The 22,619-nt window shown below is 73.1% G+C and carries 19 protein-coding genes; 8 read left to right on the plus strand and 11 right to left on the minus strand.

Annotated elements, in window-relative coordinates:
- Positions 1-31: 31 nt before the first annotated feature.
- Entirely contained in the window at positions 32-2,815 is a 2,784-nt protein-coding gene (gene cphA, locus VM685_RS18125) for a cyanophycin synthetase (protein WP_325461577.1), read from the minus strand.
- A 319-nt stretch (positions 2,816-3,134) separates the two neighbouring features.
- Here cphA and VM685_RS18130 point away from each other — a divergent pair, with 319 nt between their 5' ends.
- Positions 3,135-3,764: a DUF4142 domain-containing protein gene (locus tag VM685_RS18130; RefSeq protein WP_325461578.1), complete on the plus strand. Its 630-nt coding sequence runs from the start codon at positions 3,135-3,137 to the stop codon at positions 3,762-3,764.
- Between the two features lie 61 nt (positions 3,765-3,825).
- On the opposite strand, the gene VM685_RS18135 is transcribed toward VM685_RS18130, so the two are convergent.
- The 4 genes from VM685_RS18135 to VM685_RS18150 all read right to left on the minus strand — a co-directional run bounded on the left by VM685_RS18135 (position 3,826) and on the right by VM685_RS18150 (position 9,433).
- A complete protein-coding gene (locus VM685_RS18135) occupies positions 3,826-4,167 on the minus strand; it encodes a hypothetical protein (RefSeq protein WP_325461579.1) in 342 nt (113 codons plus the stop codon).
- 65 nt (positions 4,168-4,232) lie between these two features.
- Complete coding sequence (locus VM685_RS18140) at positions 4,233-5,423, minus strand: tetratricopeptide repeat-containing glycosyltransferase family protein (protein ID WP_325461580.1); 1,191 nt, start codon at positions 5,421-5,423, stop codon at positions 4,233-4,235.
- Positions 5,424-5,465: 42 nt separating this feature from the next.
- Positions 5,466-7,781, minus strand: a complete 2,316-nt coding sequence (locus VM685_RS18145) for a putative bifunctional diguanylate cyclase/phosphodiesterase (RefSeq protein ID WP_325461581.1) — start codon at positions 7,779-7,781, stop codon at positions 5,466-5,468.
- A 92-nt stretch (positions 7,782-7,873) separates the two neighbouring features.
- The gene (locus VM685_RS18150) at positions 7,874-9,433 is read right to left on the minus strand and encodes a FecR domain-containing protein (RefSeq protein WP_325461582.1); all 1,560 of its coding nucleotides are present in this window, start codon (positions 9,431-9,433) and stop codon (positions 7,874-7,876) included.
- A gap of 376 nt (positions 9,434-9,809) precedes the next feature.
- Between VM685_RS18150 and VM685_RS18155 the strand changes: the two genes are divergently transcribed.
- The 3 genes from VM685_RS18155 (at position 9,810) to VM685_RS18165 (ending at position 12,650) form a co-directional block, all read left to right on the plus strand.
- Complete coding sequence (locus tag VM685_RS18155) at positions 9,810-11,258, plus strand: ShlB/FhaC/HecB family hemolysin secretion/activation protein (RefSeq protein WP_325461583.1); 1,449 nt, start codon at positions 9,810-9,812, stop codon at positions 11,256-11,258.
- A gap of 97 nt (positions 11,259-11,355) precedes the next feature.
- A complete protein-coding gene (locus tag VM685_RS18160; RefSeq protein WP_325461584.1) occupies positions 11,356-11,895 on the plus strand; it encodes a hypothetical protein in 540 nt (179 codons plus the stop codon).
- Positions 11,896-11,984: 89 nt separating this feature from the next.
- Positions 11,985-12,650, plus strand: coding sequence for a Crp/Fnr family transcriptional regulator (locus VM685_RS18165; protein WP_325461585.1), 666 nt, complete (start codon positions 11,985-11,987; stop codon positions 12,648-12,650).
- Positions 12,651-13,284: 634 nt separating this feature from the next.
- Here VM685_RS18165 and VM685_RS18170 read toward each other — a convergent pair.
- From VM685_RS18170 to VM685_RS18180, 3 genes are read right to left on the minus strand one after another with little or no spacing between them, the layout of a single operon-like run.
- Positions 13,285-14,856: a tetratricopeptide repeat-containing protein gene (locus VM685_RS18170; RefSeq protein ID WP_325461586.1), complete on the minus strand. Its 1,572-nt coding sequence runs from the start codon at positions 14,854-14,856 to the stop codon at positions 13,285-13,287.
- Between the two features lie 49 nt (positions 14,857-14,905).
- Entirely contained in the window at positions 14,906-15,610 is a 705-nt protein-coding gene (locus VM685_RS18175; protein ID WP_325461587.1) for a nucleotide synthetase, read from the minus strand.
- Between the two features lies 1 nt (position 15,611).
- Complete coding sequence (locus VM685_RS18180) at positions 15,612-17,198, minus strand: toll/interleukin-1 receptor domain-containing protein (protein ID WP_325461588.1); 1,587 nt, start codon at positions 17,196-17,198, stop codon at positions 15,612-15,614.
- Between the two features lie 178 nt (positions 17,199-17,376).
- On the opposite strand from VM685_RS18180, the gene VM685_RS18185 reads away from it, so the two are divergent.
- Genes VM685_RS18185 through VM685_RS18195 form a run of 3 tightly spaced genes read left to right on the plus strand, consistent with a single transcriptional unit; the run spans position 17,377 to position 19,150 of the window.
- A complete protein-coding gene (locus VM685_RS18185; RefSeq protein WP_325461589.1) occupies positions 17,377-18,618 on the plus strand; it encodes a hypothetical protein in 1,242 nt (413 codons plus the stop codon).
- A gap of 25 nt (positions 18,619-18,643) precedes the next feature.
- The gene (locus VM685_RS18190; protein WP_325461590.1) at positions 18,644-18,868 is read left to right on the plus strand and encodes a hypothetical protein; all 225 of its coding nucleotides are present in this window, start codon (positions 18,644-18,646) and stop codon (positions 18,866-18,868) included.
- A gap of 3 nt (positions 18,869-18,871) precedes the next feature.
- Positions 18,872-19,150, plus strand: coding sequence for a hypothetical protein (locus VM685_RS18195; protein WP_325461591.1), 279 nt, complete (start codon positions 18,872-18,874; stop codon positions 19,148-19,150).
- A gap of 1 nt (position 19,151) precedes the next feature.
- On the opposite strand, the gene VM685_RS18200 is transcribed toward VM685_RS18195, so the two are convergent.
- The 3 genes from VM685_RS18200 to VM685_RS18210 all read right to left on the minus strand — a co-directional run bounded on the left by VM685_RS18200 (position 19,152) and on the right by VM685_RS18210 (position 20,658).
- On the minus strand, positions 19,152-19,442 hold the full coding sequence (locus VM685_RS18200) for a hypothetical protein (protein WP_325461592.1): 291 nt from the start codon (positions 19,440-19,442) through the stop codon (positions 19,152-19,154).
- 68 nt (positions 19,443-19,510) lie between these two features.
- Positions 19,511-20,035 (minus strand): DUF1697 domain-containing protein, encoded by a 525-nt coding sequence (locus tag VM685_RS18205; protein WP_325461593.1) that lies wholly within the window; start codon positions 20,033-20,035, stop codon positions 19,511-19,513.
- Positions 20,032-20,658 (minus strand): glutathione S-transferase family protein, encoded by a 627-nt coding sequence (locus VM685_RS18210; RefSeq protein WP_325461594.1) that lies wholly within the window; start codon positions 20,656-20,658, stop codon positions 20,032-20,034. Before VM685_RS18210 ends, VM685_RS18205 begins: the two co-directional genes overlap by 4 nt.
- A 458-nt stretch (positions 20,659-21,116) precedes the next feature.
- Between VM685_RS18210 and VM685_RS18215 the strand changes: the two genes are divergently transcribed.
- The gene (locus VM685_RS18215) at positions 21,117-22,586 is read left to right on the plus strand and encodes an MFS transporter (protein WP_325461595.1); all 1,470 of its coding nucleotides are present in this window, start codon (positions 21,117-21,119) and stop codon (positions 22,584-22,586) included.
- Positions 22,587-22,619 lie beyond the last annotated feature (33 nt).

Raw genomic sequence — 22,619 nt, forward strand, 5'->3', positions numbered from 1 at the left:
CTCACGTCTCCCTCGAAGTCACCGCGCGCCCTCACGCGTGCGGCCGCGCCGCGCCGTCGGCCCCGGTCGCCCGCCGGCGGATCGGCTCGGGCAGGTCCGCCGTCAGCTGCGGCAGGGTCTCGCTGACGAAGTTCGGCCGCACCGCCGGGCGGAACGACAGCACGCTGCGCCAGACGTCCTCCACCTCGGTGAGGGTCAGCACCACGAGATCGCCCGGCCGGGCCAGGGACATGGCGGTCTCGGCGGCGTGGATCTCGTCCGAGATCCGGTGGATGCGGTGCTCCTGGGCGCCCGCCTTGCGCGCGCCCTCAACGAGGAGCTCGATGATCTCGCCCGGCGTGCGCCCGCGCCGGCTCGGGTCCTCGCGGAACACCAGCTCGTCGAAGGTCAGGGCCGCCACCTCGCCCATCTCGCGGATGTCGTCGTCGCGCCGGTCGCCGGGGATGCTGATCATGCCGATCTGGCGCGGGTACATGGGTCGCAGCCTGGTCAGCAGGTCGCGCAGGGCGATCAGGCCCGCGGCGTTGTGGGCGTAATCGGCGATCACCCGGAAGCCGTGGCCGTCGAAGACGTTGAGCCGTCCCGGGTTCTGCTCGAACGCCGTGCCGAAGGTCGACAGCGCCAGGCGCACGGCGTGGATGTCCACCCCGTGGCCGATGGCCATGGCCGCCGCGGTCATGGCGTTCTGGACGTTGAACTCCGCCAGCCCGCCGAGCGTCGCCGGGATCTCGGCCGCCCGCATCAGCAGCCTGCGGCGGCCGCCCTGGTGGACCACCAGCTCGCCGCCGCCGCTGTCGGCCTCGCGCACCACCGCCAGGCCGCCGTCCAGGATGTGCTCGCGCAGGAAGCGGGGCGTCTCGGTCCCGCCGCGCAGCGAGAAGAAGCCGATCCGGCCCCCGGCCCGCCGGCGCATCCGCGCCGTCAGCACGTCGTCGGCGTTGAGGATGCTGACGCCGCGCCGGGAAACGTTCTCCACCACCACCGACTTCACCCAGGCCAGGTCCTGCACCGTGTCGATGCCCTTCAGGCCCAGGTGGTCGGGCTGGACGTTGGTCACCGCGCCCACGTCGCAGCGGTCGAAGGCCAGGCCCTCGCGCAGCAGCCCGCCGCGCGCCACCTCGAACACCGCCGCCTCCACCATCGGGTCGTGCAGCACCATGCGCGCGCTGCGCGGGCCCGAGGCGTCCGCCTTCAGCACCTGCTCGGAGTTCACATAGACGCCCGAGGTGTTGGTCAGCCCCACCGTCAGGCCGGTCTGCCGCAGGATGTGCGACAGCATCCGCCCCGTCGTGGACTTCCCGTTGGTGCCGGTGATCGCGAAGATCGGGATGCGGCCGGTCTCCCCCTTCGGGAACAGCATGCGCACCACCGCCGGCGCCACGGGCCGCGGCCGCCCGACGGTCGGCTGCAGGTGCATGCGGAAGCCAGGCGCGGCGTTCACCTCCACGATCCCGCCGCCGGCCTCCCGCGCCGACTTCGAGATGTCGGGGCTGATGAAGTCGATACCGGCGATGTCGAGGCCCAGGCTCATCGCGGCGCGCACCGCGATGCAGACGTTGTCGGGGTGGATCTCGTCGGTGCGGTCCACCGCCGTCCCGCCGGTGGAGAGGTTCGCCGTGCCGCGCAGATAGACCACCTGGCCCGCCGCCGGCCTGCTCTCCAGCGTCATGCCGCCGGCCGCCAGCAGCTGGCGGACCTGTTCGTCCACCTTGATGCGGGTCAGGACCTGCTCGTGGCCCTCGCCCCGGCGGGGGTCGCGGTTCACCGCCTCGATCAGCTCGGCCACCGTGCTCTGGCCGTCGCCCACCACGTGGGCCGGGATCCGCTCGGCGACGGCCACCAGTTCGCCGCCGACCACCAGCAGGCGGTGGTCGTTGCCCTGGAAGTGCTGCTCCACCACGACGCGACGGCTGTGCTGGGCGGCCACCTGGAAGGCGCGGCGGATGTCGGCCTCCTCGGTCAGTCCCGTCGTCACCCCGCGGCCGTGGTTGCCGTCCAGCGGCTTGACCACCACCGGCCCGCGCAGCCGCGCGGCCTCGCGCACCGCCTCGTCGGCCGATCGCACCACCGCGCCTTCCGGCACCGGCACGCCTGCCTTGGAGAGCAGCGCCTTGGTCAGCGCCTTGTCGGACGCGGTCTCCACGCCGATGAACGAGGTCCGGCCGGTGATGCTGGCCCGGATGCGCTCCTGCTTGCGGCCCCAGCCGAGCTGCACGAGGCTCTGGTCGTCCAGCCGCATGACCGGGATTCCCCGCCGCCGCGCCTCGGCCACGATGGAGCCGGTCGTCGGGCCCAGGCCGGTGCGCCGCTCCAGCTTGCGCAGCTGCTCCAGGGCCGGCTCCAGGGCGAAGGGCTCCGGCGTCTCCCCGCGGTGCAGGATGTCGAGGCCCCGCACCCCCTGCAGGTCCGGCGGCAGGAGGGCGTTCACCAGCTCCAGGGCGAGGCGCCCGGCGAACAGCCCCGGCGCCTCCTCCTGGTATTCGAAGAGCACGTTGTAGACGCCGGGCCGGCCCTTCACCGACCGGGTCTTGCCGCGCGTCACCGGGATGGACGCCAGCGACTGCAGCTCGATGGCCACGTGCTCGACCACGTGGCCCAGCCAGGTGCCCTCGTGCAGCCGCTCCACGAAGCCGCCCGCGTGGCCGCGGCTGCAGGCGTGGTTGTGCAGCGTCGGCAGCTGCGCCAGCAGCGCCTCGGTGAAGCCGTCCAGCCGGCTCGTGGGGAAAGCCTCCAGGGCGCCCAGGTCGAGCTGGAAGCGGATCATCGGCATGTCGCCGAAGAGATGCGGGCCGCGATAGACGGCTCGCTCCAGCACCCGCATCGGTCCTGCGGGCGGGAGGTCGGTTTTTCGATTGTCCAATTGTCGCCCCGAAATTGCGTCGCTTCACCAACGGGCGGGCTTCCCCGGCGTTCCTCTTGTAATCAAAGGATAATTTGAGCAACCGGCCAGCGCGGCCGGAACCGCCGCCCGGCTCGCCTGTTGTTCTGGCCAAGGCCGCCCCCGCGCGGCCGACCCCTGGAGGCATCCGGCTCCCGCGCCACCCGGCGCGCGCGGGCCGCGACTTTCGCGTGGTGCGGAACCAAGCTCCGCCGCTGGGGGTTTTCCGCACCTAAGGCAACGGGAGACGCCAACCATGAACCGTGGATTCTATATGGCCGCGGCCGCCGTCGCGGCCCTGTCGCTCGCCGCGTGCGGCAACGGCCAGGCCGAGAAGAGCGCCGAGAACGCGTCCGCCGAGGCCGGCGGCCAGACTCCGGCCGTGAACGCCGCCCAGGACGCCGTCGGCGCCGCCGTGGGCTCCGTCTCGGCCTCGACGCTCGGCGCCAACACCCTCGAAGGCTACGTCTCGAACGCCGCCGAGGGCGACATGTACGAGATCGAGGCGGCGAAGATCGCGTCGAACAAGGCCAAGTCGGCCGACGTCAAGGCCTTCGCCAAGATGATCCAGACCGACCACACCACGGCGATGAACGAGATGAAGCCGCTCGTCACCGCCGCCGGTCAGACCCCGCCGGCCAAGCTCGACGAGCGCCGCCAGGGCATGCTGGACAACCTGAACGCCGCCCCGGCCGACCAGTTCGACAAGGTGTTCCTGACCCAGCAGGTCGCCGCCCACGAAGAGGCGCTGACCCTGCACCGCGGCTATGCCGACAACGGCGAGAACGCCGGCCTGAAGGCGCACGCCGCCAAGGTCGCGCCGAAGATCGAGGCCCACCTGACCCGGGCCCGCGAACTCGCCCAGAAGACGGGCGCGGCCAACTAGGCCGACCCGCCTTCGCGAACGCAGGACGGCCGCCCATCCGGGCGGCCGTTTTGCTGTGCGCCTATCGCGGCTCGCTGCGGCCGGAGCCCATGCCCTGGTTGTTGTCGGCGCCGGTCTGCTGGTCGCCCGCCGCCGTGCCGCCCGTCCCCGCGGAGCCCAGGTGCGCGTCCCCGCCGGTGTCGCCGGCCTTGGAGGCGCCCGTGGAGCCGGAGGAGCCCGAAGCCCCGCCCGTGTCGCCGGTGGCCAGCGGCCCCGTCTCCTGGCCGTAGCCGGTCTCGTCCTCGCGGCCGGCGCCGAAGCTGCGGTCCTCGCGCCCCTTGCCGGGCAGGGAGCCGCCGTCGGTCAGGCTGCCTTCGACCCGTTCGCCCTGCTGGCCGCCGCCGGCCTGGTTCTGCTGCGTCATCGCCGTCTCCTGTTGAGCCATGTCTGGGCCCAACCGCTCCCGCAAGACGCCGGTTCCGCGGCGGGCTAGAGCCCCTGCGCCTCCAGGTCGGAGATCACCTTGTCCACCATGTCGCCCCAGCCGTTCACCCGCGCCTGCCGGTAGAGCCGGGCCGTCGGATACCAGGGCGAGTCCGTGCGCCCGCGCATCCAGCGCCAGTCGACCTTCACGAACGGCAGCAGGATCCACACCGGCTTGCCCATGGCCCCGGCCAGGTGGGCGATCGAGGTGTCGATGGAGATCACCAGGTCCAGGCCGTCGATGATCGCGGCGGTGTCGGCCATGTCCGCGACGCCGGTGTCCTCCGGCTGCAGGCTGATCGCGCCGCGGTCCAGCAGCCGCCGGGCCAGCGCCTCCGGCAGGCCCTTGTTGGCGCCGTTGAAGCCGGTGGGGCTCGCCTGCCAGGCCAGGCCGATCCGGGCGTCCGGCTTCCACCGCGCTTTCCGGTCCTCGGTGGCGAAGCAGTAGGGCCCCGGCCACAGCGTCTGCTCCGTCACCCCCAGCCGCCACGGCAGGGTGAAGTAGCGGGTCCAGAAGTCGTGCGGCCTGAGCTTCGCCGTCGTCCCGGCGTCCAGGGCCACCGTCTCGTCCACGCCCGGGGTGGCGAGGAACAGCGGCGCGAGCGGGCTGCGGCAGGTCAGCGTCACCTGGCCCGCGCCGCGCGCCTTCAGCAGGGCGGCGAAGCGGGCCATCTGGATCTGGTCGCCCAGGCCCTGCTCCACCTGCACCATCACCGAGCGGCCCTGCAGCGGCTCGCCGGTCCACTCCGGATAGGGCAGGTTGACGGCCGGCACCACGCGCTCGTGCATGCGGGTCCGCGCCTCCATCAGCGGCCAGGCCTCGGCGAACCGGCCCACCGAGAGCAGCAGCGAGGCCAGCGACAGCTCGGCCGCGGCGAAGTCGGGGTTGAAGGCGAGCGCGGTGCGGTACTCGAGCTCCGCCAGTTCCACCTTGTCCTGCGCCGAATAGATCGCGCCCAGCCGCTGGCGCAGGTGGGGGTTGGCCGGCTGGTGGCGGGCGGCCAGACCCATCCAGTGCTCGGCCTCGGCGTATTCGCCGACCTCGCCCAGGCAGAAGCCCAGGTTGGCGGCCAGCCGAACCGTCAGCCCCCGCCGCGCCGCCGCGCGGTACACGGCGATCGCCTCGGGGATGCGACCCTCGCGCTGCAGGGCGAGGCCGTCCTCGTAGGACGGCGGTACGGGCTCGGAATCGGCCATGGCGCGCGTTCTCTAGCGCAAGGCGGCCGCGCCGCCCAACGCTCAGGCGGCGTGCTGCCTCTCCCCGGCCAGGAAGGCGATGAGCTCCTCCAGGGGCATGGCCCTGGCGATCAGGTAGCCCTGGATGGCGTCGCAGCCCAGGCCGGCCAGGGCCTCGCGCACCGCCTCGGTCTCCACGCCCTCGGCCACCACCTTCATGCCCAGGCCGTGCGCCAGCTCGATGGTCGACTTCAGGATCAGCCGCTCGCGCTCACTGGCCGCCGCGCCGCTGACCAGCGACTTGTCCAGCTTCAGCTCGTCGGCGTGGATCATCTTCAGATAGGCCAGCGACGACAGGCCCGCGCCATAGTCGTCGATGGCGATCTTCACCCCGGCCGCGCGATAGGCCGCGAGCGCCGACATCGCCGCCTCGGGGCTGCGCACCACCGCCGTCTCGGTGATCTCGAAGGTGAGCTCGCGCGCATCCTTGCGCACCGCCTTCAGGGCCCGCTCCAGGAAGCCGCCGTCGGTGAGCAGGCGCGGCGAGACGTTGAGCGCCAGGCTGACCGGGTGGCCCGCGTCGCGCAGGCGCGTGCGGTCGGCCAGCACCCGCTCCAGCGCCCATTCGGTCAGGCCGCGGATCGCCCCGGTCTCCTCGGCCGCGCCGATGAAGTCGTCCGGCGCAATCGGGCCGCGGGTGGGATGCTCCCAGCGCACCAGGGCCTCGACCCCGGCCACCCGGCCCGTCGCGGGACAGACCTTCGGCTGGTACCGCAGAGAGATCTCGCCGGCCTTCAGCCCTTTGCGCATGTCGCTCATCAGGGCGAGATTGGTCTGCGGGTCCACGAAGGCCGCCGCGTCATAGACCACCGTCCGGCGGTCGATCCGCCGGGCCCGGTCGAGCGCCAGAGAGGCGTTCTCCAGGAGCTGCTCGGCGCCCTCCCCGCCCTTGCCGCGATAGGCGACGCCCAGGCGCACGAAGGCGTCCACCGCGTGCTCGCCGATCTGGAAGGCCGGCGACAGCCGCTCCAGCTTCTGCACCTGCTCCATCAGCTCCGCGCGCGTCGGCGCGGTCAGCGCCAGGCCCAGCACCGAGGTGGAGAGGTGAGCGACCTGCGCCTGCCCGGTGGCCTCGGCCAGCCGTTCGGCCAGCGCCTTCACCACCAGGTTGGCCATGCCGTAGCCCACGGCCCCGCGCATCACCGGATAGCGGTCGATGCCCACGGCCACCACCGCCAGCGCGCCCTCCTCCGCCATCCGCCCGGCGACATCGGCGGTCAGGGCGCGGCGGTTGGGCAGCTCGGTCTCCGGCTCGTGCATCGCAAGGTGCAGCAGGCCCGCCTCGCGCTCGCGGACGATCGCCTCGGCGCGCCGTTCCAGCTCGCTCCGCACCGACCACACCAGCACCAGCGCCTGGGCCATGAGGATCGGGGCGACCTCCAGCGTGACGGGGAACAGGGCCTGCAGCCACAGCGGCAGGACGAGCGCCCCCGCCGCCGCCGCGAAATGGCGCGCCAGCAGGGTCTTCAGCGACATGGCCGCGCGCCGGGGCCTGAGCAGGAGGGCGACCAGGCCGGCGATCAGCAGGGTGACGTAGGGATTGAGTCGGGTCAGCGTGCGGCCGGCCAGCACGCTCTCGTAGGCGAGCGCGTGGACGTGGACGCCGGCCATGGTGCCGACCCGGGGCGTGGCGAACTCGTCGCCCAGTTCGAGCGCGGTGGCCCCGATCAGCACCGAGCGGCCGCGCACCAGCGCCGGGTCGAACCGGCCCTGGTAGACCGCCTCGAAGCTCAGGTGCGGGGTGTCCTCCACGCGGATCCCGTAGTCGAGCAGGAAGGTCCCCGCCCGTCCCGGCGGGGCGTCCGCCAGCAGCGCGCCGATCGACGGGCGCGGTCCGCCGCGCGTCTCCAGGGCGAAGGGGTAGCGCCGCACCCGGCCGTCCGGGTCCACCGGCACATTGACGCTGGCCAGCACCGCCTGGGCGGCGAGCGCCGGCAGCGGCGCGTTCTCCACCAGGGTCCCGTCCGGACCCCGGGCGCTGCGCTGCACGAAGACCGGCAGGATCACCGCGCCCGGATGGGCCTCCACCGCCGCCTGCAGCGCGGCGTCGGACTCCGGAGAGGATGGCGCGCTGAAGTCGACGTCGAAGGCCACCACCCTGGCGCCGGCCTTCTGCAGGTTCTCGATGGCGGTGGCGTAGCGTTCGCGCGCCCACGGCCAGCGACCCGCCGCCTGCAGGCTGGCGCTGTCGATCTCGACGGTGGTGAGCGTCCCGCTCGCCGGCCGCTCGAGCAGCCGGAAGCGCAGGTCCGCCAGCCCGTCGTCCAGCGGCCGCAGCAGTCCGCTGAACTGCGCGCCGAGGACCAGGGCGGCGATCACGACGAAGCCGGCCCCGCGGGCTGCGGGGCCGGCCGCCTGTCTGGCTCCGGCTGAGGGCTCAGCCGGTCGTCTTGTCCAGGGCCAGCGCAACACTATCCGTTCTTGCCGTTGCCGTTGCCGTTGCCGTTGCCGTTGCCGTTGCCGCCGCCGTTGTTCGCGGGGGGCGTGGGCTCGGCGTTGCCGTTGCCCGCGGGCGGCGCGGTCTGGCCGCCGCCGTTGCCGCCGCCATTGCCGTTGCCGTTGCCGGTGGGGGGCGTGGGCTCGGCGTTGCCGTTGCCGTTGCCGCCGGCGTTGGCCGGCGGGCCCGGATCGGCATTGCCGTTGCCGTTGCCGCCCGCGTTGGTTGGCGGAGCGGGATCGGCGTTGCCGTTGCCGTTGCCGCCAGCATTCGCAGGAGGAGCGGGCTCGGCAGCGCCGTTGCCGTTGCCGCCCGCATTGCTGCTGGCCGGCGGGCCCGGATCCGCGTTGCCGTTGCCGTTGCCGTTGCCGCCCGCATTGCTGTTGGCCGGGGGACCGGGATCGGCGTTGCCGTTGCCGTTGCCGCCGGCGTTGCTGTTGGCCGGCGGGCCCGGATCGGCGTTGCCGTTGCCGTTGCCGCCGGCGTTGCTGTTGGCCGGGGGACCGGGATCGGCGTTGCCGTTGCCGCCCGCATTGCTGTTGGGCGGGGGACCGGGATCGGCGTTGCCGTTGCCGCCGGCGTTGCTGTTGGCCGGCGGGCCAGGATCGGCGTTGCCGTTGCCGTTGCCGCCCGCATTGCTGTTGGCCGGCGGACCGGCGGCGGGCGGCTCGGCCGACGGGGCGGGAGCCGGCGCGGGCGCCGGGGCCTCGGCGCCGATCGGCCCAGGGGCGGGCGCGGTCATCGCCGGCGCCACGGAGACGGGCGGCTCGATCTCGGCCAGGCGGGTCAGGGTGCTGGCGCCGCCCGACGTCGCCGGGGCGGCGCCGGTTTCGGCCGGCGCGCCGCCGGGCCCCGAGGCCTGCGGCGGCGCGGACGCCATCTGGGCCGTGGGCGCGGCCTGCACCAGGCCGTCGGACACCGCCGCGTAGTTCAGGGGCTCCACCTTGCCGGCGGCCTCCGGGGCCGCCTGGGCCGTGGGCGTGGTCTTGCTCACCTGGCCGGGCGCCTCGCGCGACACGGTCGCCGTCGCCCCCGCCGCCACGTCGGAGCCCGCCCCGCCGTTCGACGGACGCACCTCGACGAGGCCCTCCGCCACGTGCACGGTGTCGGCCATCGGGCCGACGTTCACGGTGAAGGTCGTGCCCTTCACGATGGCCGCGAGCAGGGGAGTGTCGACACGGAAGTGCTTGGCCGGCTGCTTGTCCACCTGGAACAGGATCGAGCCCAGGTCCTGGACGATGCGGGTCATGCCTGCACCGGGCTCGGGCGCCACCGTCATCCGGCTGTTGGCGCCCAGCACGATCTTCTGCGCGCCGTTCGAGAGCGAGGCTCGCCCGCCGGCCGCCGTGGTGATGTTCGCGCCCACGGGCACGAGCTGGTTCACCGCCGCGGGCTGCGCCGTGCGCCCCGGCGCGGCGACGCGCACGGTCCCGCTGACCTCCACGAGCTTCCAGTCGGCGGCCCACGCGGCGTTGGCCCCGAAGACGAGCGCGGAGGTGAAGACGGCCGAAACAGCCAGGCGAAGAGTGCTCATAGTAGACCTGCTTCCTGAGACCAGTTACGCGGTCTTTCACGAATACACGGGCACTTTTTGCACGCTCAGGGATAACAGGCCGCTAATGCAGAAGGTTTTTATTCTTCGTTAGCGGCAAATTAAGCTTGGACGTCCGACAATCCTACTTAAAATTAGATTCACTATGGTGCGTAGGCTGGTGTCGCCGAGGGGGCTGCAGACGGACGATCGGACGGGCGCTTCAACGCGCACGGGCCTGGCGATCGCCCTGTGTCTGGCCCTTGCGCCTCCGCCTGCGCAGGCGCTTGAGCCCGCGCCGCCCGATCCGGCCCCGGCGGAGCCGGCGCCCGGCGACCCCGCCGACTGCGTTCCCGCCAGCGACGACTGCTTCGTCCTCATGGCGCTGACCGTGGACGGCGTCACCGCCTATCCGATGAAGGAGATCGCGCCTTTCTACGCCGATTACTTGACGCGCGAGGTCTCCATGGCCGACCTCGTGCGGATCGCCCAGGCGATCACCGACAAGTATCGCGCCGACGGCTACTTCCTGGCCCGCGCCGTGGTGCCGCCGCAGTCCGGCCCGCGCGGCGTCGTCCGCCTCTCCGTCTACGAAGGCTATATCGGCGAGGTGCAGGTGGACGGTCCCGCGGCCGGCGCCGTGGACGCCCTGCTCACCGGCGTCATGGACGCCCGCCCGCTCAAGCTCGCCGACCTCGACCGCCGGCTGACGCTGGCCACCGACCGGCCGGGCCTGAGGCTGAAGACCCACCTGGAGCCGGTGATCGACGACCCGGCCCAGCACCGCCTCGTGGTCTATGCCGACCGCCAGCGCCTCGCCCCCAGCCTCTACGCCGACAACCGCGGCACGGAATCCGCCGGCCCCTGGCAGCTCTACGGCCGCCTCGCCGCCAACTCGGCCCTCGTCGCCGGCGACCAGCTGGCCGTCTCGGTGCTCACCATCCCGGAGGATCCGGAGGAGTTCACCCAAGGCGAGGTCGCCTACCTCTATCCGCTGGCCACCGGCGGCTCGCTGGGCGTGCGCGCCTCGGCCGCCCGGGCCCGCGACGCCTCCGCCAACCTCGGCCAGGTGGTCGGCAACGAGAACCAGTTCGCCAGCCTGCGCTGGTCCCACCCCCTGGCCCGCGGCCGCAAGCACGCCGTCTGGGGCGCGCTCGCCTTCGACGCCTCGCGCATCCAGCAGGACTGGGGCGCCGCCGGCGGCTACGAGGACAACCTGCGCGTCCTGCGCGCCTCGGTCTTCGCCACGCGCCAGGACGACGGCCGCTCGCTCACCGGCTTCGCCCAGCTGTCGCGCGGGCTCGATATCCTGGGCGCCAGCGACGCGCCGGGCCGCACCCGCTCCCGCTGGGACGCCGACGGCCAGTTCTGGAAGGTGAACCTGCACGGCTCGCACTATCGCGACCTCGGCCGCCGGGCCGGCCTCTACGTCCAGGCCGACGCCCAGTGGTCCCCCGACACCCTGCTGGCCGCCGAGGAGTTCGCCGCCGGCGCCCTGCCCTACGGCCGCGCGTACAACTACGCCGAGATCGCCGGCGAGAAGGGCGCCGGCGCCCTGGTGGAGCTCCGCTACGGCTGGGATCCCAAGCCCCAGGCGGTCAGCTTCCTGCAGCTCTACGGGTTCGCCGACACCGCCAAGGTCTGGCGCAAGGACGCCTTCCCCGGCTTCAAGAGCGCCGCCCTGGCCTCGGCGGGCGGCGGGGTCCGCGTCACCTTCCAGCGCCGCGCCACCCTGCGCCTCGAGGCCGCCCGCCCGCTGACGCGAACCCCTTACGTCACCGACGACAAGGACTGGCGCCTCTTCACCAGCCTGACCGCCGCCTTCTAACCTCTTCGGCCCCGTGATCGCCGTCACGCGGTCGCGGCCCCCGGCGGACCTAGCCTCGCGCTTGCGCCGATCCGGCGCGCCTCTCGGAGGACGCGAGATGAATGTCCCCACCCGCCTGGCGGCTGCGGCCGCTCTCGTCATCGGCTCGGCGGGCTCCGGCCCGGCCGCCGCCCAGTTCTTCCCCTACCCGCCGCCGCCGCCGCCGGCGATGCTGTGTCCCGGCCCCTTCGGCCCGGTCCCGTGCGGCGCGCCGGTCTTCATCCCGCCGCCGCCGCCGATGCCCATGCCGATGCCGCCGATGCCGATGCCGCCTGGGGTCGGCGCGCCCATGCCCGGCGGCTTCCCGGGTGCGGGCGGCCCGCCGCCGGGTATTCCGACCACCTGGCAGGACGCCGCCCGCGCTGCCGGCGTGCCCCAGGACGGCGTGCTGATGGGCCAGATCGGCTCCCAGTGCGGGCCCGACCCCGCCTGCTGGGCCGCCGCCTGGGCGCCCATCGAGCTGGAGCGGTGCCAGAACGGCATCGGCGTTCCGGGGGGCTGCTTCGGGCCGAACGGCCTGGGCGTTCAGATCCTCACCGACCCCGGCCAGGTGCTGGAGGATCTCGGCGAAAGCATCGGCGACATCTTCGGCTGGTGACGCGCCTCGACCCTCTCCCGCGATCCCCCGTGGACGCCGCGCCTGCGGCGCCGCACCATCGGCCGGTCGCGGGAGAGGGGCTCCACCGCTTGCAGTCAGAGACGCCGGCCCTGCCGGCCTTCGTCCAGGACGTCTTCGGCTGCTCGCCCGAGGTGGCGCAGAGCATCGTGCGCCGCTGCGCCGAGCGCAGCTACCCGCCGCAGGCCCCGATCATCCGCCAGGGCGACGTGCGCGCCGAGACCTTCCTGCTGGTCCTGGGTCTCGCCTACGCCTACGCCTACGGGGCCGAGGGCCAGGGGGTCCTGCTGCAGGCCTATCGCCCCGGCGACGTCTTCGGCGCCGTGGTCGAGCGCGAGAGCCCGCCCAGCCCCACCGAGGTCCGCGCCGTCGACGAGGTGCGCGCCGCCGTCTTCCTCGCCCTGGATTTCCTCGCCCTGGTCGAGCTGCACAGCTCGGTCGGCCTGGCCGTCTCGCGGATGCTGCTGCGCCAGCTGCAGGCGACCACCGCCCGGATGGTGGAGCGCACCACCCTCACCTCCGTGGGCCGCGTCTACGCCGAGCTCCTGCGCCAGGCCGCCGATGGCCGCCGGATCAGCCCTCCGCCGGTGATCACCGAGATCGCCCAGCTGGTGAACACCACCCGCGAGACCGCCTCGCGCGCCATCAGCGACCTGGAGCGCCGCGGCGTCATCCGCCGCGATCCCGCCGCCCTCGTCATCCTCAGCCCCCGCCGCCTGGAGGAACTGGTGGTTTAGGCGCGCGGGCGGTCCTCTCCCCTCAGGCCGTCATGGCCGGGCTTGTCCCGGCCATCCATGATCTCCGCGCCGTTCGCTGCGAGCTCCACAGGATTGTCCCGGCGCGCCCAGCGATCCAAGCGCGCGCATCCCCTGTCCGCTTGGCGGGGCCAGCCCAAAGACCGCTCCCGACCCGTTGCGGACGTTAGCGCTAGCCGCCGGGACGCCTCCCGGCGCACTGACCTTCCCGCCAAGCTCCGCCTCCATCGAGGCAAGCATCTTGAGCCATTACCGGCGAGAGCCGGATGTAGGTCACCAGAGCCAGGAGCCCGGCCCCGGCGAGCGCTGCAACTAAGATCCATGGTCTACGCATCGACGGCCACGCTAGCTGTGCCAATGTCCGCTAACCACCCTTAGCTGACGTGTGGAACATCCGCTCGCCGGCATGGCGGCGACCTCGCCCCTCCCGCCCTTAAGTCCATGGTAGATCGCGAGCCTGCCGGGTCAGGCGTGTCAAGGACGCGCCCCCGGCGCGCCGCCCCGCGGCGAGCGCTGCGCGCTCGTCCTTGAGACGCCTGGCCCGGCAGGCAGAATGCTGGCCATGGCCTTCAGGGCGAGGTCTGCGCCAACGCGCTAGAGTCCGCCCGCGTCCGCCCTACCGCAGCGCGAACACCGGCAGCGGCCGGTCCGCGGGCTGGCCTTCCAGCTCGCCCACCGGCTCCGTCCGCGCCGGGCCGTGGGTGTGCAGGGCCGCGGCGAAGGCCTCGCTGACCTGCGCCCCGCCCGGCAGGGCCGCGCCGGCGAGCCGCCCGGACAGCGCGGCGGCCTCGCCGAGCAGCAGCCGTCCGCCGCCGAACGGATCGCCGGCCTCCAGCGCCACGCCATAGTGGCCGCCCACCCGCACCGTCTCGCCAAGCGCCGCGGTCAGCCGCCGCGCCGCTGCCGCCGCCTCGCTTGGCGCCCCGTAGGCCAGGAACAGCCGGTCCTCGCTCCACTGGGCCAGCGCCGGGTCCCCACCCTCGCTGGCGAGCGCCCGCAGCCGCGGCAGCACCTCGCCGGCCAGGGTGTCGGCCGCCATCGGCGCGACGATGGCGGTGAGCATGGCCGCCAGGCGGACATCCTCTCGCTCGGCCGCGGCCGGCGGCGCGGCGGCGGCGGGATCCCGCGGCGCCTCGATGACCACCGGCGCCTCGCGCCCCGCCGCGATCCAGGCGGCCCGGCTCCAGGCGCTGCTTCCCGGCTCCCCGGCCGCGGCGGCCGCATCCTCCAGCACCACCAGCTGCGCCGCCCGCGAGGCCAGGGTCTCGGCCTGCATCACCGCCAGCCCCATGGCGACCTCGCCGCCAAGCTGCAGGGCCAGCCGGTGGTCCGGGGCCGCCGCGCCGGCCAGCGCCCGCACGCTCGCCGCCGCATCCATCACCGTATCGAACCGCGCCGCCCACGCCGCGCCGAACTGCGCCACCGAGGCCGCCCGGAACGCGGCCGCCGATCCCGGCAGCACGAGGTGCAGCTCCGCGCCGCGGGCCAGCAGCGCCTCGGCGATGACGATGTCGGCCCCGGCCGCCAGCGCCCCGTAGCCGAAGCCGATCCGCATCTGCGCCAGCGCCTCGGCCACCTGCCCGGCGAGGCGCCGGTCGTCGGGGGCCACGGCCATGTGGCCGGCGAAGCACAGCGGCCTTGGCGGCCGGAGCGCGTCCAGCCAGCCCGCGTCCTCGCCCAGGGCGGCCAGCAGCAGCTCGAACTGCCGGAGGGTCGAGGCGTGGTCCGGCCAGGCCTCTGGCGCCCGGGCGATCGCTTCGGCCAGCGCCCGGCGCGCGTCCTCCGTCCGGCCAAGCACCAGCAGCGCCTCGGCCGGGGTCGCGGCCTGGAAATAGGCGGTCTCGTCGGGGTCGGGCGGCGCGGCCAGCGCCTTCTCGGCCAGCTCGCGCGCCGCGTCGGCCTGCCCCGCCAGCAGCGACAGGCTGGCGGCGTTGATCAGCGGATAGAGCGCCCCGCTTAGCACGTGCGCGCGCAGGTAGGCCGCCGCCGAGCGCACATAGAGCGCCCGCCGCGTGTCGTCCTCCGGCGCCGCCCGCGCCTCGTCCTTCAGGAGCCGCCCCTGCACCGCCAGCGCCGCCGGCTGGTCCGCCCCCTCCAGCCCCGCCTCCCGGAACAGCCGCCACGCCCTCTGCAGGGCGCCGGCCCGCGCGGCATGGATGATCGGGGCGAGTTCGAGGGACGACGGCAAGGGGGGACTTACTCTTTTGCTCGGAATTGGGGGCGAAGGCGCACAGCCACTACGGGATGGGAAACTGACCCGTGTTGCCGACATCCGGGTCGAAGATCACCTTCAGACGCCGCACAGCGTCCTCGTCCTTGTGCTTCTGGATGAACTCCACGTGGAGATTGAAATACTGGTGGAAGGGGACTTCGGCCGGTGGATCGCTCCCGGGCACGACCGTGCCGCGTCTCACGACCGCGAAATATGCGACCCGGCAACCGTCATCCTCATTCACCGCGCCCGGCGCGCCCGCGCCTGATCCTGAGACGTGCGTCAGGGCGCAGTTCGAGTCCAAGTAATCTTCCTTGGTGGTGATCGCCCGCTCACCTCGAGTGAATTGCCAGTTCTTGAGGTCACGTGCCAGTTCCAGGAGCACCCAGCACTGCTCCTTGACGAAGACGTCGTATGGAGACTGCGGCTCCTTCCTTCCGCGGTCCAGCGACTCGCCCGCGACCTCCAGGGCGTAGTCGTGGATCTTCGAGGGATCGCTCGGGGGGGCTCTACGCGGTTCGGCGACATAGAATCGAAGCCACTTGGGCTTGAGTTGCTCCGACTCGTCACCCCGCAGGGTCTTCTGCTCCTCCGGCTCCGGCCCATCGTCGTCCCGTTCCTTGGTCGTGAGGATCAGGTGGACGATGCTCTTGGGACTGAAGTCGGTGGGCAGTGCGGTGGGCAGTGTCTTGAACGCGTTGCCGGGGAACGCTTCGCTGCGGTCGTCCATCTCAGCCTCTCTTGTTGGAAGTCTTATTCACGTGCGCGATCGCCGCATCGAGCGCCTCGCGCATGGAAATCCAGCTCTTGTTCTCGGGATCGAGGTTGATCATCGCCACCACCGTGGTCCTCGCGAGATCGAGGCGGTGCGCCGCTTCGGTGTGGTCGCCCCTCTTGAGCGCCAGTCCGGCCTGGCCGAACTGCAGCGTCGCCCATTTCTCCTTCACCTCGACGTCCTTCTCATCCGCCTCCACGAGCGGACGCAGGAGTTGCTCCTGCCGGGCGCGCTCGCCCGCCGCGCTTGAGAAATCGCCCATGGCGTAGTGCGCGTCAGCCAGCCAGGCATGACGGTTGGCCAGATCGACCGTCAGCTTCCGATCTTTCGGCAGGCGCTCCGCGGCCTGCTGCATCGCCGACAGCGCGGCCTTGCAGCGATGCACTGCCATCCGAGCATCCTGCGGCGGAGCGAGGTCAAGAGTGCACAGGTTCCCCTCCGCGTAGCCCAGCTCGCGCCGCCACTTCGGGTTCTGCGGGTCGATCCGGGTGAGCTGTTCGGCGAGCCGCCGGTAGCTCTCCCACCCGGCCCTGGCCGGCTCGCGCCGGCCGCGGCGGTAGTCGATGTAGCCCACCCAGTATTCGCTCTGTGCGTGGTTGTAGATCCGCTCCGGGTCGTCCGGCTTGGCCGCCAGCAGGGCCGCGGTGGTCCGCCGCGCCTCCTGGAACTGGGCCAGCGCCCGGTCGAGGTCGCCGCGCTTCTCGTCGTCCTCGCCCATGGCGTGGAGCACGCGGGCGCGCCGCTCCAGCGAGTCCGCCGGCAGCCGCGCCAGGTCCTGGCCCTCGTAGTAGTCCAGCGCCCGCCGGTTGACGGCGGTGAGCACGTCAAGGCGGCCCACCCCCTCCAGCCGGTCGCGCAGGTCGGTCAGCATGAATTCCACGAGCGCCTCGGCTTCGGCGCGCTGGCGCAGGGCTTCGGCCCGGGCGTCCAGCGCGAAGATCGTCAGGAGACCCATGGCTAGCACCGCGGCGAACGCCGCCCCCGTGACGGCCATCACGCGTCGCAGCTGGCGCTGGGCGTCGCGCTGCACGAGCTCGTCGAGGCCGACGCCGGCCACGCCGGCCACCAGCTTCAGGAGCGCCAGCCTGGGCCCGTCGCGCCCGCGCCGGAAGTCCGCCGCCAGCGGCTCGGCGCCCTCCCGCAGCGGGGCGGGGAAGGCCTCGGCCGGCTCGCCCGCCACCAGCGCCGCCAGGATCGGCCGCCGGTCGCCGTGCAGCTCACGGAACAGCGCCACCTCGCGCGCCACCCAGGGGGAGCCCGCCGCGTGGGGCGAGCAGACGACGATCAGCGCCTCCGACCGGGCGAGCGCGGCGCGCACCTCCGCCGTCAGGTCGTGGGCGGCGGTCAGCTCCTCGCGGTCGCGGAACACGGGCGTCAGCCGCGCCGGCACGGTCCCGCGCGGCGTCGTCCGGCCCACCAGCCGCCGGGGCAGCCGGTAGGTCTCCAGCCGGCGATGCAGCCGCCGGCCGATCGCCGCATCCCTGTGGCTGTAGCTGATGAAGGCGCGGTAGCCCGCGCCCGCAGCCTCCCCCTCGCCCCCCATCCGATCCCCCGACCAAAGGTCGGCGAACACCGTGCCAGAGGCCGCCGGGACTCACAACGAGCTCGTGTGCACGGACAATCTTCGCGGCCCGCGGGCGTGATGGCCGTCACGCGTGGCGGACAGGCGATCGCGATAACCGTGGCGGTGACGATCACCGCTCGCGCTGAGGAGCCTGCACATGCTTACCGTCACCGCACCGGCCCGCTGGGCCCTGGCGCCCGTCGCCGCCGCCGGCCTGCTCGGCGGCTGCGCCACGACCGAGCCCCTGGGCGGGGCCGGCATCGCCTACCACCTGCCGCGCACCGACGCCGCCGCCACCCTGACCGCCGAGCTCCGCGAATGCGCGCCGCTCACCATCGAGTCCCGCCTGGACCTGACGTCCGCCCCCGGCGCCGACGAGACCCGCCACTGGCGCATCCCGGGCGAGGCGCTCGCCTCGAACCGCGTGAAGCGCGGCCTGAAGGTCACCGTTGACGACAACGGGGTGATCGCGGGCGTGAACAGCGCCGCCAGCGACCGCAGCGCCCAGATCCTCGCCTCGGTGGTGAAGACCGTGGCCACCGTGGCTCCGGCCGCCTTCGGCGCGCTCAGCATCACGCCCCGCGCCGACGGCACGCCCTGCAGCGCCGAAGCCGTGGCGGCGGTGGCGCGGCGCAAGACCCTCGAACGTCAGATCCTCACCCTGCGCCAGAAGCTGGCGACCGGCGGCGGCCAACCGACCGCCGCCGAGGCCGAGGCGGTGCGCACGCTCGGCCGCCTCACGCGGGAGCTCGCGGGTCTGCGCACCGGCTATCTCACCGCGCAGACGAGCGCGCCGGTGCAGCTCCAGCCCGGCGTCACCCCGGTGGCGGCGTTCAAGACCAAGCCCTTCGAGAAGTGGTTCGACACCGCCAGCTCTGCGGACGGCCTGTTCCCCCTGGGCTGGACCGCCGTCGCGACGCCGCCCTCGCCCCAGGTCGTCGCGGCGCCGGCCCGCCGGCTCCGTCCCTGTGGGCTGCGCATCAAGACGCCCGCCCCCGTGCCGGTGAAGGTCAGCGCCCTGGGTGTCCCCGGTACGGCCACCAACGGCCTGCAGGCGGAACTCGTCGTCCCGGCCGCCCAATGGGCCGAGCCCGCCGAGGTCTGCCTCGACGCCGGCTTCGGGGAGACCCGTTCGGTGGGGCTCACCTTCGACAAGTTCGGCCGCACGACCAGCTTCGACTGGAACTCCGAGGCCACCGCCGAGACCGTGGCCGGCGCCCTGGCCGGCGCGGCCCCGGACCTCGTCGCCCTGCACGGCGCCGTCCGTGGCCCTGACGAGGTCGCGGCGCAGAAGAGCGAGATCGACGCGCTGCAGACCCAGAAGACGCTCAACGAGCTGAAGGCCTGCGAAGCCGTCATCGCCGCGGGCGGCTTCGACTGCGCCGCGAAGGACGAATAGCCGCCGCGCTTTAGGAGCCCCTGCCATGAGCCTCGTTCGCCTGGCCCAGGAATCGGCCGCCCGCGCCGGCCGGCGCGCCAGTCCTGCGGCGGCGGCCGCCGCCCCGGCGCCGGCCCCATCGACCGATCCGTTCGACCAGCTCGTCCGCTACCTGCCGACGGAGACCATCACGCTCTTCGTCGCCGCTATGGCGGCGCTGGCCACGCGCCCGGACGGCGCACCGGACTGGCTGAACGGCTGGACCTTCTAGTGGGTGTTCGCCGGGCTCACGCCCCTGCTCTTCCTCGCGCTCGCCTATCTCAAGCAGCGCGAGGACGAGGCGGGCTCCGGCAGGCCGCCGGCGCCGTTCCGGCCGCACTGGTGGCCGCCCGTGGCCGCCTTCATCGCCTTCCTGGTCTGGGCCCTGTCCATCCAGGGCCTGCTCGACGCGGCGACGATGAAGGGCTGGGGCGGTCTGATCGCCTTCGGCGCCCTCAGCGTCTCCACCGTGCTGTCGCTGGTGGACCGGCTGGTGGGCCTGCCGCGGTCCTGACCTACTGCTTCAGGCTCGGGTTCTCGGTCGAGGGCGCGCCGACCACGCCGGGCGAGGCGCCGGCGGTGCCCACGGGCGGCGTCGGGGCCACGGCCGGGGCCGAGCCGTCGGCCGGCACGGTCCCGGTGGCGCCGGCGTCGGGCGTGGTCAGGGCCATGTTGTCGGTCTTGGCCGCCGAGGTGTCGGGCATGGCCGCGCCCACGGCGGAGTCCTGCGGGGCGGTGCCGGTGGGCCGGTCGCAGGCGGCGAGCGAAAGCGCGGCCAGGCCGGCGGCGGCGAGCATGATCTTCATGGGTCGGGTCTCTCCCTGGTGTTCGCGACCCTCAACGCCCGAACCGCCACCGAAGTGCCCGCCGGCCTTCAGGCCAGCAGCTCGGCGAGCTTGCCCACCGTGTTCCAGTTGCGCGAGGTGCCCGCCGCCGCCGGCGTCCGCGCATTGGCGAGCTTCGAGCGGCCCGAGCCGTCCGGATAGGCGATGTAGAGGCAGCGCGGCCCGCGGGCGATCATCTCGCCGGCGGTGGCCCACCGCTCCAGGGGCGACAGGTCCTGCGGCGGCTCGCCCTTCAGGAACACCGCCATCATCCGGCTGGGCTGCTCGCGGGCGAAGTCGGTGAAGGGGTTGGCCGCCATCACGGCCAGGAGCTCGGCCCGGTCGCGCACGAAGACGTCGGTGGCGAACCCGAACTGCGCCTTGAGCGCGTCCTCCAGCCGCCGCTCCACCGCCTCGCCCGCAGAGTCGGTCCCGAACACCGCATTGCCGCTGGCCAGCAGGGTCTGCGGCGCCTCGTAGCCCAGGCCCGCGAGCAGGGCCTTGAGGTCGGCCATGGGCAGCTTTCCGGTCCCGCCGACGTTCACCGCCCGCAGCATGGCCGCCACCCGCCTCACCGGGCGTCGGCCTCCCAGGCCAGGAACTCCGGCGTCTCCAGCAGCCGCGCGGCGTATTCCCCCGCCGCCCCGTCGTCGCCGAAGTCCGACAGCTTCACGCCATAGGTCCGGAAGCGGGTCGCCACCGGGGTGTAGAAGGCGTCGGCGATCGACCAGTCGCCGGCCAGGAACGGCCCGCCGAACCGGCCCAGCATGTCGCTCCACAGCGCCACGATCCGGCGCACGTCCTTGTGCGTCGCCTCCGACAGCTCGACCGCCCGCGGCTCGGCCGTCAGGTCCATCGGGCACTCCCCGCGCAGCGAGGAGAAGCCGGCGTGCATCTCGCAGGCCGCCGAGCGGGCCAGCGCCCGGGCGATCGGATCCTGCGGCCACAGCTTCGCCTGCGGGAACCGCTCGGCCAGGAACTCGCAGATCGCCAGGGAGTCGACGATCACCACCCCGTCGGTCTTCAGCGCCGGCACCAGCCCGCTCGGCGAATGCGGCCGGATGGCCGCGCCGGTCATGTTGTTCTCCTGGCGCAGCTCGATCAAGGTCTCGGTGAACGGCGCCTTCGCCCGCTTCGCCGCCAGCCACGGCCGCAGCGACCAGGTGGACCACTTCTTCGTGCCGATGATCAGCTCCACGGCGTTCTCCTCGAGACCAGCGTTCGGAACGCCCCTATTGCCGAACCGGCGAGCCTCCCGTCTAGTGGCGGACAACGAGAAGAACGTTCACGGGTTGGAAGCTTGGGTATGGCGGACGAGGACTCTGGTCCCCGGCGAGGCGGCGTGGCCCGGCGGCTGCCGACGACTGCGCCTGGACTAGGGATAGGTCGTTCGGCCCGCTGGCCGCCCGGCATTCTTCAGAATGCTGGAAGCCCTTCAGACCCATGGCCAGACTGCAGCTTCGGGGTTCGGCCGGGTCAAGGACCGCGCCTGCGGCGCGGCCGCGCGGCGGCGGCCCTGCGGGCCGTCCTTGAGCCGGACGAAGCCCGAAGCAGAATTGCCGCCATGGACTTAAGGGCCCCTCCGTCCGCGCGACGCAGCCGAGCCTCCCGCCTTTTCCCCGCCCCCATTTCAATCGCCCCGGAGCCCATTAGGCCATGACCTCGACCACGCCTGACGCCAAGCCCCAGGTCGCCCCCGGCCCGCCCAAGGCCGCCGCCCCCGGCGCCGCCGCGCCGGCCGTGCCGTTCAGCCGCGGCTACACCCGCTACGCCATGTGGCTGCTGCTCGGCATCTATGTGATCAACTTCCTGGACCGCCAGGTGATCAACATCCTGGCCGAGCCCATCAAGCAGGACCTGAAGCTCGCCGACTGGCAGCTCGGCCTGATGAGCGGCCTGGCCTTCGCGGTCTTCTACACGGTCCTCGGCATCCCCATCGCCCGCCTCGCCGAGCGCAAGAACCGGCCGGTCATCATCGGAACCTCGGTGGCCGTCTGGAGCGGCTTCACCGCGCTTTGCGCCACCGCCGGCAACTTCTGGCAGCTCGTCCTCTTCCGCATCGGCGTCGGCGTCGGCGAGGCCGGCTGCACCCCGCCCGCCCACTCCCTGATCGTCGACTACGTGCCCAAGGAGAAGCGCGCCTCGGCGCTGGCCTTCTACTCCATGGGCACGCCGATCGGCGGTCTCATCGGCCTGGTCATGGGCGGCATGGTCGCCGACGCCTACGGCTGGCGCGCCGCCTTCCTGATCGCCGGCGTGCCCGGCCTGCTGTTCGCCGCGCTCGCCGTCTTCACCCTGAAGGAGCCGCGCCGGATCATGCGCCAGCACGCGGCCCAGGTGACGGCCGAGATGGCCAGTTTCAGCGAGACCGTCCGCTACCTCGCCAAGCGCAACACCTTCTGGTTCATCGCCTTCGCCGCGGCCATCAAGGCCTTCATCGGCTACGGTCACGCGCCGTTCACCGCCTCCTTCTTCCTGCGCAACCACACCGCCGAGATCGCCCAGCTCGCCGACTTCTGGGGGAACATCCTGGGCATCAACCTCGGCCCCATCGGCTTCATCGGCCTGGCGCTGGGCGTCATCAGCGGCACCGCCGGCGCCTTCGGGGCCTGGATGGGCGGCGTCATCGCCGACAGGTACGGCAAGCACGACCTGCGCGCCTACATGGTCACCCCGGCCATCGCCAGCCTGATCACCATTCCGATCTACATCATCGCCGTGACCATCGACTCGGCCTCGATCGCGCTCCCGATGCTCGCCATCAACGCCTTCCTGGGCACGCTCTGGTACGGCCCGGTCTACGGCACCGGCCAGTCCGTGGTGCCGCCGCACATGCGGGCCACCGCCGCGGCGCTCCTGCTGTTCATCATCAACCTGGTCGGCCTGGGTCTCGGCCCGCTGGCGGTCGGCATCATGTCGGACGTCATGGCCAACGTCTTCCTCGGCGCCGACGGCCTGTCGGTGGGCGCCTGCAAGACCGCCGTGGGCGCCGCCAAGGCCACCTGCGCGGTGGGCGTCGGCGAAGGCGTCCGCTGGGCCCTGATCCTCTCCACCGCCTTCGGCCTCGCCGCCTTCGTCTGCTTCTGGCTGGCGCGCCGCACCATCCGCGAGGACACGGTGAGCTGAGGCTGAGTTGGCCGCGCGCGCCCGGAAACGGCG

This window comes from Phenylobacterium sp., from assembly GCF_035539035.1.
Classification (GTDB): Bacteria; Pseudomonadota; Alphaproteobacteria; order Caulobacterales; family Caulobacteraceae; genus Phenylobacterium.